The organism is Streptococcus mitis SK597 (genome assembly GCF_000148545.1).
Classification (GTDB): domain Bacteria; phylum Bacillota; class Bacilli; order Lactobacillales; family Streptococcaceae; genus Streptococcus; species Streptococcus mitis_C.
Genome location: NZ_AEDV01000054.1, coordinates 1 through 11,729 on the forward strand (window position 1 = coordinate 1; position 11,729 = coordinate 11,729).

Here is an 11,729-nt window from a genome sequence, read left to right on the forward strand (position 1 = left end):
GAGATTTTCGAAGAGTATTATTCTATAAATCTTACTCCTAAGTATACCACATTTGCCTCTAGATGTGAACGAGAGAAACACTCTAGACATTGCCAAGAAGGAAAAAAAGGGTACAATGTAACAAAATCAAGGGAGGTTTGGAATGAAGAAACAAAGCAAGTACCAAGAGGTCGTTTCCTATCTGAAAAATAGCATCGAGTCTGGACGATTTCCGACGGGTAGTCTGAGATTTTGACAGAAACAAAACTTGCACTAGCACAACAACCCCTAAGGAACACACTTCCCTAGGGGTCGCTTTTTATTTAACTAAATCATTATTTATTTTTTGTTCCTAGTAAACATAAATATTGTATTAATAATTGCAAAAATAAATGCAAACAAAAGGATTTTCCAAAGGATAAATTTTTGTAACACTAAATATGCATATACAAATCCAATCAAAAAGCTAATAATCCCATCTTTTATTAAAAAGTTTTTATCACGCATTATTACATACCACATTGAATTCCCTAAAAAGCCAATTGACCAGCAATGATATAAATATTTGTTTTAAGCCTATTAGCTTTAACAAATCTTAGTACCACTTTAGCTAATTCTAACCAAGCCCTTTTCTGCGCATACTTAACAATTAGCGAAACATTGGTCATAGCAAAAAAATCTTCTCGTATTTTTCCCGCTATACATCCTCCCATCTCATCCCAAGGGACTCTGTCATAGGGATTGTTAATATTAGTTTCTAATTCATTTTCCGCAAGAGCAATATCTTTTTGAGAAAAGTTTTTATAAACATATTCAGTAAAATTTTTTTCATTAACTCCATTTCTAAACATTTGTTCAAGAACATTGACCACATCATCTATTTATTTTTGTTCTTGGGTACTAATTTCAGAAACTTCCGTGGTAGTTACATCATCAGCAAATACTCTAACAGAAGCTATAGAAGGAGACATAACAGAAAATAGTGATAATACAACAAGAGCTGAAGTTACAGTTTTTTAAAATTTCATAAAAAACACTCCTTCAAGTCACAAATATATATATTACTGATAAAATAACTTAATTTTCTGATTTAAAACTCCTTTCTAACAAGTTATTCGTATACTTTTATTTTTCAATTCTATTATACCACAATAAGAAAGCGGTTTCAAGCATTTTCCTAAAAATATGTGCAAGTAATAAGGGAAAATTAGCATGAAAACTTTTTAAAACAAATCACCCCCAGATAAAAATACACATTTTGTTTTAAAGACAAAAAAGGGTACGAAAAACTGTCACATCTGCATTTGATTGCTCTTTGATTTCAAAAAAGTATTAAAAATGGGAGTATACCACATTTGTCACTAGATGTGAACGAGAGAAACACCCTAGACATTGCCAAGAAAGAAAAAAAAGGGTACAATGTAACAAAATCAAGGGAGGTCTGGAATGAAGAAACTAAGCAAGTACCAAGAGGTTGTTTCCTATCTGAAAAACGGTATCGAATCTGGACGTTTTCCAACGGGAAGTCGCCTGCCTTCTATCCGTCAACTGAGCCTTGACTTTCACTGTAGCAAGGACACTGTCCAACGAGCCCTGTTGGAATTACGGCACGAACAATACCTCTATGCCAAGCCCCAGAGTGGCTACTATGTCCTAGAACAAGGGCAACACCAGGACCTAGAAATTGAGGTTACTGACGAACATGCCAGCGCCTATGACGATTTCCGACTCTGTGTCAATGAAACCTTAATTGGCCGGGAAAACTACCTCTTCAACTACTATGACAACCAAGAAGGTTTAGAAGACCTAAGACAGTCCATTCACAAACTCCTCTTTGACCAAGCCCTCTACTGCAAGGCTGACCAACTGGTACTGACTTCTGGAACCCAGCAAGCCTTGTTTATCCTCTCTCAAATTTCCTTTCCTAGCCAAGCCAAGGAAATCTTGGTGGAACAGCCGACCTACCATCGGATGAATCGTCTCTTGATTGCTCAGGGATTAGACTATCAAACGATTGAACGAGGCATTGATGGGATTGACTTGGAGGAGTTGGAGCGCCATTTCAAGACAGGGAAGATTAAGTTTTTCTACACCATTCCTCGCTTTCACTATCCCCTAGGTCATTCCTATTCTGAGCAGGACAAACGAACTATTCTTGACTTAGCTGCCAAGTATGGTGTCTATATCGTAGAGGACGACTATTTGGGGGATTTGGACTCTAAAAAGGGCCAGACCTTCCACTATCTGGATACAGAGGAGCGGGTCATTTACATCAAGTCCTTCTCAACCAGCCTCTTTCCAGCTCTGCGGATTACGGCACTCATTCTGCCAAATGCTATCAAAGAAGCCTTTGTGGCCTACAAAAATATCCTAGATTACGACAGCAACCTCATTATGCAAAAGGCCCTGTCACTCTATATTGACAGTCAATTGTTTGAGAAAAACCGTCTTGCTCGCTTATCCAATCAGGAAAACTATCAAAAACAAATCGAGGAAAGACTAGCTAACACTCCTTGTCCCCTTCCTCATTATCCCCTACACGATGGTTTATTACTAGACCTGAGACAGTATCCTAAAATCGCCAGTCTCAAACACAGTCAGCTGAAATTGGACTTCTTTGAAGAGGCCTATTTAAGCACCTGCCCTTATCAATTTGCCAAGGTGTCCTTAGAAAATCTAGAAAAGGTTTTAAATTATTTAAAAGCAGAATTGGAATGACTTCCAACTCTGCTTTTTCTTATTCTTCAACTTCTGTTAGGGTTGCCGCTTTTTCAAGATATTTTTGGTAGGTACCGTCATCCTTGAGTTTTTGGATGACCTTGTCCACCACTTCTTTCAAATCAGCACTATTTTTTCTAAGGGCAACTGCATTAGCTTCGCCATCCTTCATCTTCAAGCTGACAGTTGCGACAGCTAGATCGGCATTTTTAGCAGCATAACTAAGCGCAACAGGCTCATCCATGTGAACAGCATCTACTTTTCCAGCCTGTAATTCATTGACTGCTTCACCCATATTGGTTAGGGAAGTTAATTGAGCTTTTGGCAATTGTTCCTTGACCATTGATTCTGGAACAGTCCCTTTTTGGGCTGCAATATTAGCACTTTCTAGGCTAGTTAAATCCTTGTATTTTTCCACATCAGCCTTACGAACCAAGAAACTAATCTTGTTCTCATAGTAAGGGATTGAAAAATCAAAGACTTCTTTTCTCTCGTCAGTAGCGCTAATTCCTGCAACTGCTAGGTCAGCCTTACCAGTTTGAAGACTAGTCAAAACATTGTCAAAACTCATGCTTGAAATTTCCAACTTAACCCCAAGTTCATCAGCGATAGCCTGGGCCATGTCAATGTCCGCACCTACTACTTGGTTTTTTCCGTCAACTAAGGATTGGAATTCAAAAGGTGCATAGTCAGGACTGGTCGCCACAACTAATTTCCCCTTTTGCTTAATGGCCTCAACAGCTGACTGAGAACCATTAGAACCCGACTGGCAAGCTACTAAGAAGAAACTTGCAAGAAAACTACATAAAACAAATATCCATTTTTTTGATTTCATAAATAAACAACCTCTCTGTTAATTTTGTATAATTATAACACTAACCAAGTTACTTGTCAAGTATTTTTTGAATTTTTATCTTAAAAATATTTTTTTCATTCAATAAAAGGAGCTATCAGTTGATTTCAAGCTCCTTTTTATACAGAATGAACCTATTTTATAGTTCGACAATCTTACCTGTTTCAAAGTAAACAACCCATTCACAGATATTTTTAGCATAGTCTCCAATACGTTCCAAGAAGGCAATCACTTGGAAGTAATCACGACCTGTAACGATGGCATCTGGATTTTTCTTGATTTCTTCTGTAGCCAAGTCACGAATGCTATCAAAGTAATGGTTGATTTTTTCATCCATAGCTGCTACTTCATAGGCCTGGTCAACTGAACCATTGAGATAGAGTTCAAGGGCTGCTTCAACGAAGTTCTTGACATCGCGACCCATTCTCTTAATTTCTTCTTCAACAGCTGGGATACGTTGCTCCCCCTTCATGCGAATTGCTGCTCTTGCAATGGAAACGGCATGGTCCCCCATACGTTCCAAGTCCGATACAGCCTTCAAGACTGTTAGAACTGTACGCAAGTCCTGAGAAACGGGTTGTTGGAGGGCAATCATTTCAAATGATTTCTTCTCCAATTTCACTTCGTATTCGTTTACTTCTGCATCGTCTTCGATGACTTCCTTGGCCAAATCACGGTCATGCGTAACAAAGGCACGCACTGTACGATTGATTTGGGATAGCACTTCTTGTCCCATAGCATAGAACTGGTTGTGCAATTTCTCCAAATCTTCTTCAAATTGAGAACGTAACATCATTTATCTCCTTATCCAAATTTTCCTGAAATATAATCTTCTGTTTCCTTGTGTTGTGGGTTGAGGAACATCTTCTTGGTATCGTTAAACTCAATCAAATCTCCATCTAGGAAAAATCCTGTCTTGTCAGAGATACGAGAGGCTTGTTGCATGGAACGCGTAACCAAGAGCATGGTGTATTTATCTTTTAGACCATACAAGGTTTCCTCAATCTTACCGGCCGAGATAGGGTCCAAGGCTGAAGTCGGTTCATCCAAAAGAATGATTTTAGGACTGGTTGCCAAGACACGGGCAACACAGACACGTTGCTGTTGTCCGCCTGAAAGCCCGATAGCTGAATCATGTAGGCGATCCTTGACCTCATCCCAGATAGAAGCTCGTTGTAGGGCTTTTTCTACCGCTTCATCCAGAACATGCTTATCCTTAACTCCATTGATACGAAGCCCGTAAACAACATTTTCGTAGATAGACATAGGGAAAGGGTTTGGTTGTTGGAAAACCATACCGATTTCCTTACGCAATTCAACTGTATCTGTACGCGGACTGTAGATGTTGTGACCGTTGTATACCACTGAACCAGTTGTGGTCACTTCTGGATTGAGGTCTCCCATGCGGTTGATAGCCTTGAGGAGGGTTGATTTCCCTGATCCAGATGGACCAATCAAGGCTGTAATTTCCTTAGGTTGGAAAGATAGGGAAACACTATTCAAGGCCTTTTTTTGATTGTAGTAAACGGACAGGTCTGACACCTGTAAAATCGCTTCTGTCATACTGTTTCCTTTCTATCCAAAGTGTCCTGTTACGTAGTCATTGGTTGACTGTAGTTTGGCATTTTGGAAAATATTAGAGGTCTTATCGTACTCAATCAAGTCACCCAAATAGAAAAATCCTGTGTAGTCACTAGCACGCGCAGCCTGTTGCATACTGTGGGTCACGATGATAATGGTAAAGTCCTTCTTCAACTCCAGCATGGTTTCTTCAAGTTGAGCAGTCGCAATCGGATCCAAGGCTGACGCCGGCTCATCCATCAAGAGAATATCTGGTTTAACCGAAATAGCACGAGCGATACAGAGACGTTGCTGCTGACCACCTGATAGGGTCAAGGCTGACTTGTGCAAATCATCTTTGACCTGGTCCCAAAGGGCAGCTTGACGAAGGGAGGTTTCTACAATTTCATCCAAGACTTGCTTGTCCTTAACTCCTGCACGTTCATGGGCAAAAGTGATATTGCGATAGATAGACTTGGCAAAGGGATTTGGGCGTTGGAAGACCATTCCAATGTGCTTACGCATCTCATAGACATTGATTTCTGGACGGTTGACGTCAATCCCTTGGTAGAGGATTTGACCTGTGACCTTGGCAATATCAATGGTATCATTCATACGGTTGAGACTGCGGAGGTAGGTTGATTTCCCTGAACCAGAAGGGCCAATTAAGGCCGTAATTTTATTCTTTTCAAATTGCATATCGATGCCCTTAATAGATTCATTTTTACCGTAGTAAACATGTAAATCCTTAGTAGAGAGGGCCACTTTCTCTTCAGGAAAGGTGATGATATGCTTTTCATCCCAATTATATTTTGACATGGCTTCTCCTTTAGGCAGCGGTTAATTTCTTATGTAGGTAGCTTCCGAGTTTACGAGCTCCAAAGTTAAAGATGAGGATAAAGATGAGGAGCACAGCTGCAGAACCTGCTGATACGATTGTTCCATCTGGAATGGTTCCTTCACTATTGACTTTCCAGATATGGACAGCCAAGGTTTCTGCTTGACGGAAGATAGAGATTGGGCTAGTTACACTGAGAATATTCCAGTTTGACCAGTCAAGGGCTGGAGCGGATTGTCCTGCTGTATAGATAAGAGCAGCCGCCTCACCAAAGATACGACCAGAGGCCAAGACGACCCCAGTCACAATACCTGGAAGGGCTTCTGGAATGACCACATGGACAACAGTCTCCCAACGTGAAATCCCAAGGGCCAGACCAGCTTCACGTTGCGTATGGTGAACATGTTTCAAACTGTCCTCAACATTTCGAGTCATCTGAGGTAAGTTAAAGACTGTCAAGGCCAAGGCACCTGAAATGATTGAAAATCCATACTCAAACTGAACTACAAAGATCAAGTAACCAAAGAGACCCACAACAACCGATGGCAGTGAAGACAAGATTTCAATACAGGTTCTGACAAAGTTGGTCACAGGACCTTTTTTAGCATATTCAGCTAGGAAAATCCCAGCTCCCATAGATAAGGGCACAGAGATAATCAAGGTAATGACCAGAAGGAAGAAGGAATTATAAAGCTGAATTCCTATCCCTCCACCTGCTTGGTAAGATGATGATTTGCCAGTCAAGAAAGACCAAGAGATGTGGGGCAAACCACGAACCAAGATATAAAGAATCAAGGATGCCAAGATGGCAACGATAATTCCTGCAATCGAGTAGAGGACAGCTGTTGCAATTTTATCTAATTTCTTAGCGTGCATAGTTTTTCTTTCCTCTTTCTTTCGTAATCAATTTAATCACACTGTTGAAGGCCAAACTCATCAAGAGCAAGACCAAGGCCAAGGACCAGAGAACGTTATTGTCAACGGTTCCCATAACAGTATTTCCGATACCCATGGTCAACACAGAGGTCAAGGTTGCAGCAGGTGTTGTCAATGAAGTTGGGACAACGGCTGAGTTTCCGACTACCATCTGAATGGCCAAGGCCTCTCCAAAGGCACGCGCCATCCCAAAGACCACTGCTGTAAAAATCCCTGAACGCGCTGCCTTCAAGGTCACACGCCAGATGGTTTGCCAACGAGTTGCCCCCATAGCCAAACTAGCTTCGCGGTAATGACGAGGCACCGCACGTAAGCTGTCCGTTGTCATAAAGGTTACCGTCGGTAAAATCATGACAAAGAGAACGAAAATCCCTGACAAAATCCCAAAACCAGTTCCACCAAAGACACTACGGACAAAGGGAACTACGACCTGCAAACCAATAAATCCATACACGACGGAAGGGATCCCAACCAGCAATTCAATAGCTGGTTGCAAGATTCTAGCACCTTTTGGTGAGACCTCCGTCATAAAGACTGCCGCACCAATAGCAAAAGGAGTAGCGATAAGGGCTGATAGGATTGTGACAATAAAGGAACCCAAAATCATAGGAAGGGCACCAAATTGTTTACCTGAAGGATTCCAAGTTTGGCCAAAGAGGAAATCAAAGATATTAACCCCATTGACAAAGAAGGTCGACAAACCTTTTTGGGCTACGAAAATCAAAATCATAGCCACAATGATGACAATCAAAGACAGACAGGCAAAGGTCAAGCCTTTTCCTAATTTCTCTAGACGCGAGTTCTTTGAGGGAGAAAGTAATTTTTTAGCTAATTCTTCTTGATTCATTAGTGACTCCCTTCTAGTGCTGTCACCGTTCCTACAGCATCTTTTTCAACCTTCATTTCCTTGACAGAAATATAGCCCATTCCCTTAACGATTCCACTTTGCGCTTCATCTGAGAGGACAAAGTTGAGAAATTCGGCCACCAATTCATTTGGTTGACCTAGGGTGTACATGTGTTCATAAGACCACAAAGGCCAGTTATTGCTTGTAACATTTTCTGCAGTCGGCTCATAGCCATTCAACTTCATACGTTTAACTGAGTCATCCACATAGGCAAAGGCTAGGTAAGAAATGGCTCCTGGTGTCTGGGAAACAATGTTTTTGACCATCCCATTTGAATCCTGTTCTTGACTCTGCACGGCAGATTGACCATCCATGATAACACTATCAAAGGTTGCACGCGAACCAGAACTTGCCGCACGGTTGATTATGGAAATGGCTAGGTCTTTCCCACCGACTTCTTTCCAGTTGGTTACTTGACCTGTGAAGATGCTACGGAGTTGTTCAGTTGTCAGATTTTCAACGTCAACTTCTTTGTTTACAATCACTGCCAAGCCCGCTACAGCTACCTTATGGTCCACTAGAGCGGATGCGTTGATACCGTCTTTTTCCTCGGCAAATACGTCTGAATTTCCTACATCAACGGCTCCAGACTGAACCTGAGACAGACCTGTACCAGATCCTCCACCTTGGACGTTGACTGTTTTTCCAACGTGCATAGAGCCAAATTCATCTGCTGCTGCTTCGACCAAGGGCTGAAGAGCCGTTGAACCAACAGCTGTCATGGATTCTCCACGATCAATCCAGCTAGCACATCCCGCCAAAGAAGCTGCCAGCAAAAGAGCCGCAAGGGATAGAGCGAGTTTTTTCCTTTTTTTCACTGTTTTTCTCCTTGAAAATAATGGTGAATGCTGTGAATTTTTTCAACTATTTATTTATGTTTTTCTTTTGATAATTGGGAGCCAACTGACGTTACTAGCTTAGTTTTACTTGACATTTACTCAGTTGCCTTCTCCACAAATTTTGACTTAAAATGAAAGACAATTTGAAAAAATCCATACTTCCACTATAACATAGACAAGCTACTTTGACTAGCATTTTCACTTGAATCTGAGGCCTTTTGGAAAATAATTTTTCAAAATATTTCCAGTCACCTTAGCAAAGCCCAAACCATTTCCTTGAACCAAAACTTGGTACCAACCATTTGGCAGACTTTCCGACAGCTGAACGGTTTCTCCAGCCACATACTTTACAAACGCTTCTTGGTCAATTTCAACCGACTGCTTAATCTGACTCGGTTTCAAGGCTAGACCAAGAGCAAAACTAGGCTCAAAGCGTTTCTTCTTAAAGGTCCCTAGATGCAATCCATTCCGAGCAATCTTGAGTTTCCCTAAATCTGGCAAAAGTTCTGGCAAGAGATAAAGCTGGTCACCAAACGTCTGCAAGATACCCGGTAGATTGATGTTTAGATGTTTTTTGGCAAATTCCTGCCACAAGGCAACTTGTTCTCGGCTGAGATTACTCTTACTTGCCTTAAATTTAGATGCTGGATTTTCACCCTTAAACTGTAGATGTGCTACAAACTGACCCTCTCCCTTAAAATGATGAGGATACATCCGAGCCGTTTCTGGCAGGTCAATACCAGCTACCATTCCATTGATATGCTCTACTGGCAACAAATCAAAATCATACTCCTCCAGTAGCCAATTGACAATCTCTTCGTTTTCCTCAGGTGCCCAGGTACAGGTTGAATAAACCAAGCGACCGCCTTGAGCTAGCATGGTTACTGCATCTTCCAGAATTTCTCTTTGCAAACTAGCACATTGACTCGGATAATCTAAGCTCCAATAGTCCATAGCATCTGGTTGTTTACGAAACATTCCTTCACCAGAGCAAGGGGCATCAAGAACGATTAAGTCAAAATAGCCTTTAAAGACCTTGGCCAAGCGGTCAGCAGATTCATTGGTCACCACGACATTTGTCGCTCCAAAGCGCTCCATGTTTTCTACTAAAATCTTAGCCCGTTTGCTTGAAATTTCATTGGAAACAAGGAGGCCCTCCCCTGCTAGATAGGCCGCCAGCTGAGTTGATTTTCCACCCGGTGCAGCAGCCAAATCCAAGACTTTCATACCAGGACTGGGCTGGGCTACCTGAGCCACCATCTGAGCAGCAGGTTCTTGCGAATAAACTAAACCAGTAGCATGCTCAGGCGATTTCCCTGACACCTTTCCATAATGGCCCCAAGGGGTTTGAGGAATAGTATCAGGAAAGGAAACTGGCGCTTCTTTTAAAGGATTGACCCGAAAAGCCGAAACCGCTTCCTCCTCAAAAGAGGCAAGAAAATCTCTTGCCTCATCTCCTAGTATCTCTTCATATTTTTCAACAAATCCTTCTGGAAATTGCATTTAAGTTCTTTTCCTTTCGTAAATATAGGACTGAATTTCCTCCAGCATCTCAAGAGGTAGCATCATGACTGGCTGTCTGGTTTGAAAATCAGGAGCTTCACCAGAAAGAGTCACCACCCGATAGCCCAGACCTTCTCCTAAAATACTAGCCGCAGCATAATCCCATGGTTGCAGATAAGTGACATAAGTCAACAAACGCCCTGATAAAATCTTGGCAAAACTAATGGCCGCACTCCCATAGACACGAACACCGAGGACCGCACGAGCCAAATCAGCCAGTCCCCATTCATTGGTTTCCAGCATACCACTATTTCCTGCGATGAGAAAATCTCCAAGGGGTTTTGCTTTAAAGGGAGCTAGGGGCTTATTATTTAGATAAACTGGAAAGGTACCACCACCGTGATAACAATCCCCCTTGACTACATCATAAATGAGACCAAACTGGCCTTGACCATTTTCAAAATAAGCCACCATAACAGCAAAATCTTCCTGCTGGGCTACAAAGTTACTGGTACCATCAATCGGATCAATGACCCAAACCTTGCCCTCTTGAACTGAAGCTCGCAGACAACCTTCTTCAGCACAAATCTTATCATCAGGATAACGGGATAAAATCTCACCAACCAAGAGTTCCTGAACTTCTTTGTCCAGTCTGGTCACCAAGTCTGTTGGAGAGGACTTGGTCTCAACACGCAAGTCTTCCTGCATGTGGTCAAGGATGTACTGGCCTGCTTTCTTAATTAGCTCTTTAGCAAATTCAAATTTACTTTCCAAGAGAAATCTTTCCTTCCCCTTTTTCCTTAGCCGCCTGAACTGCTCGGTAAAGCGAATAGCCACTCACTGTTTCAAATTCTCGTCCCAAACGTTTCTCTTCACTCTTGCTTGGAACGACCGCTTTGAATCCCTTATAGGAGTCCAGTAACTTTTTAGCCTCTACCTTGCCTTCATAGGCGGATTCAACATCATTAAAAAAAGAAAGCACTGAAGCAAGTTCTTCAGTGCTCCACGACAAATCTAGTGGGTAACTATACTGTTTGTTCATTAACTAATACCAGCTCTCATTCTTGCTTCTTTTAGTTCTTGCTTACGGTAACTACGAGGGAGAAAAGCACGAATCTCATCTTCATTAAAACCGATCTGCATACGTTTGGCATCAATAATAATTGGACGACGCAAAAGACTAGGATACTGCTCAATTAAATGAAGCAATTCTGATACCGAGATACTCTCCACATCAATATTCAATTTTTGAAAAATTTTTGAACGAGTTGAAATGATGTCATCAGTACCATTTTCGGTCAAGGAAAGGATGTGTTGCAATTCTTTTCTTGTTAAAGGACTGGTCATAATATTGTGTTCCACAAAGGGAACCTTATGTTTTTCTAACCAGGCCTTAGCCTTACGACATGATGTACAGCTCGGTGATAGAAATAGTGTAATCATGCTTTTCTCTTCTTATCTATACTTTGCTACTTCTATTATACAAAAAAATAAAGCGCTTGACTAGGGATTTTTAGAAAAAAAAGCCTATTTTTTCAAGAAAAATAGACTGTTTGCGAACGATTAATACATCTCTGATTTAGTTAATTCACTCTT

The 11,729-nt window shown here is 41.4% G+C and carries 13 protein-coding genes; 1 reads left to right on the forward strand and 12 read right to left on the reverse strand.

What is annotated here, in order from left to right; genetic code table 11:
* Positions 1 to 509: 509 nt before the first annotated feature.
* Positions 510 to 851, reverse strand: a complete 342-nt coding sequence (locus SMSK597_RS12885; protein WP_000248566.1) for a hypothetical protein — start codon at positions 849 to 851, stop codon at positions 510 to 512.
* 574 nt (positions 852 to 1,425) lie between these two features.
* Between SMSK597_RS12885 and SMSK597_RS08535 the strand changes: the two genes are divergently transcribed.
* Positions 1,426 to 2,697, forward strand: a complete 1,272-nt coding sequence (locus tag SMSK597_RS08535) for an aminotransferase-like domain-containing protein (RefSeq protein ID WP_000736532.1) — start codon at positions 1,426 to 1,428, stop codon at positions 2,695 to 2,697.
* 19 nt (positions 2,698 to 2,716) lie between these two features.
* On the opposite strand, the gene SMSK597_RS08540 is transcribed toward SMSK597_RS08535, so the two are convergent.
* The 11 genes from SMSK597_RS08540 to SMSK597_RS0102625 all read right to left on the reverse strand — a co-directional run bounded on the left by SMSK597_RS08540 (position 2,717) and on the right by SMSK597_RS0102625 (position 11,576).
* Positions 2,717 to 3,532, reverse strand: a complete 816-nt coding sequence (locus tag SMSK597_RS08540) for an ABC transporter substrate-binding protein (RefSeq protein ID WP_000837372.1) — start codon at positions 3,530 to 3,532, stop codon at positions 2,717 to 2,719.
* A gap of 157 nt (positions 3,533 to 3,689) precedes the next feature.
* The gene (phoU, locus tag SMSK597_RS08545) at positions 3,690 to 4,343 is read right to left on the reverse strand and encodes a phosphate signaling complex protein PhoU (RefSeq protein ID WP_000946460.1); all 654 of its coding nucleotides are present in this window, start codon (positions 4,341 to 4,343) and stop codon (positions 3,690 to 3,692) included.
* Positions 4,344 to 4,354: 11 nt separating this feature from the next.
* Positions 4,355 to 5,113 carry a phosphate ABC transporter ATP-binding protein PstB gene (gene pstB / locus SMSK597_RS08550; RefSeq protein ID WP_000133481.1) on the reverse strand — a complete coding sequence of 253 codons (759 nt, stop codon included), beginning with the start codon at positions 5,111 to 5,113 and terminating at the stop codon, positions 4,355 to 4,357.
* 12 nt (positions 5,114 to 5,125) lie between these two features.
* Complete coding sequence (gene pstB / locus SMSK597_RS08555; RefSeq protein ID WP_000049848.1) at positions 5,126 to 5,929, reverse strand: phosphate ABC transporter ATP-binding protein PstB; 804 nt, start codon at positions 5,927 to 5,929, stop codon at positions 5,126 to 5,128.
* A 10-nt stretch (positions 5,930 to 5,939) separates the two neighbouring features.
* Positions 5,940 to 6,824, reverse strand: coding sequence for a phosphate ABC transporter permease PstA (gene pstA, locus SMSK597_RS08560; RefSeq protein ID WP_000543046.1), 885 nt, complete (start codon positions 6,822 to 6,824; stop codon positions 5,940 to 5,942).
* Positions 6,814 to 7,731 (reverse strand): phosphate ABC transporter permease subunit PstC, encoded by a 918-nt coding sequence (pstC, locus tag SMSK597_RS0102615; protein WP_001070903.1) that lies wholly within the window; start codon positions 7,729 to 7,731, stop codon positions 6,814 to 6,816. Before pstC ends, pstA begins: the two co-directional genes overlap by 11 nt.
* A complete protein-coding gene (locus tag SMSK597_RS08565) occupies positions 7,731 to 8,609 on the reverse strand; it encodes a phosphate ABC transporter substrate-binding protein PstS (RefSeq protein WP_000746320.1) in 879 nt (292 codons plus the stop codon). The genes pstC and SMSK597_RS08565 overlap by 1 nt, the downstream gene beginning before the upstream one ends.
* A 219-nt stretch (positions 8,610 to 8,828) precedes the next feature.
* Positions 8,829 to 10,133 (reverse strand): RsmF rRNA methyltransferase first C-terminal domain-containing protein, encoded by a 1,305-nt coding sequence (locus SMSK597_RS08570; RefSeq protein WP_001160255.1) that lies wholly within the window; start codon positions 10,131 to 10,133, stop codon positions 8,829 to 8,831.
* The gene (locus tag SMSK597_RS08575; protein WP_000444026.1) at positions 10,134 to 10,907 is read right to left on the reverse strand and encodes an inositol monophosphatase family protein; all 774 of its coding nucleotides are present in this window, start codon (positions 10,905 to 10,907) and stop codon (positions 10,134 to 10,136) included.
* Positions 10,897 to 11,175 carry a UPF0223 family protein gene (locus tag SMSK597_RS0102620; RefSeq protein WP_001041986.1) on the reverse strand — a complete coding sequence of 93 codons (279 nt, stop codon included), beginning with the start codon at positions 11,173 to 11,175 and terminating at the stop codon, positions 10,897 to 10,899. The genes SMSK597_RS08575 and SMSK597_RS0102620 overlap by 11 nt, the downstream gene beginning before the upstream one ends.
* On the reverse strand, positions 11,175 to 11,576 hold the full coding sequence (locus SMSK597_RS0102625) for a Spx/MgsR family RNA polymerase-binding regulatory protein (protein WP_000631259.1): 402 nt from the start codon (positions 11,574 to 11,576) through the stop codon (positions 11,175 to 11,177). The genes SMSK597_RS0102620 and SMSK597_RS0102625 overlap by 1 nt, the downstream gene beginning before the upstream one ends.
* Positions 11,577 to 11,729: the final 153 nt, after the last annotated feature.

Excerpts from the sequence above, each read along its gene's own strand:
- SMSK597_RS08540 (WP_000837372.1), bottom strand. The coding sequence starts at position 3,532 with ATGAAATCAAAAAAATGGATATTTGTTTTATGTAGTTTTCTTGCAAGT.
- SMSK597_RS0102625 (WP_000631259.1), bottom strand. The coding sequence starts at position 11,576 with ATGATTACACTATTTCTATCACCGAGCTGTACATCATGTCGTAAGGCT.
- phoU (WP_000946460.1), bottom strand. The coding sequence starts at position 4,343 with ATGTTACGTTCTCAATTTGAAGAAGATTTGGAGAAATTGCACAACCAG.
- pstB (WP_000133481.1), bottom strand. The coding sequence starts at position 5,113 with ATGACAGAAGCGATTTTACAGGTGTCAGACCTGTCCGTTTACTACAAT.
- pstB (WP_000049848.1), bottom strand. The coding sequence starts at position 5,929 with ATGTCAAAATATAATTGGGATGAAAAGCATATCATCACCTTTCCTGAA.
- pstC (WP_001070903.1), bottom strand. The coding sequence starts at position 7,731 with ATGAATCAAGAAGAATTAGCTAAAAAATTACTTTCTCCCTCAAAGAAC.
- SMSK597_RS08570 (WP_001160255.1), bottom strand. The coding sequence starts at position 10,133 with ATGCAATTTCCAGAAGGATTTGTTGAAAAATATGAAGAGATACTAGGA.
- pstA (WP_000543046.1), bottom strand. The coding sequence starts at position 6,824 with ATGCACGCTAAGAAATTAGATAAAATTGCAACAGCTGTCCTCTACTCG.
- SMSK597_RS0102620 (WP_001041986.1), bottom strand. The coding sequence starts at position 11,175 with ATGAACAAACAGTATAGTTACCCACTAGATTTGTCGTGGAGCACTGAA.
- SMSK597_RS08535 (WP_000736532.1), top strand. The coding sequence starts at position 1,426 with ATGAAGAAACTAAGCAAGTACCAAGAGGTTGTTTCCTATCTGAAAAAC.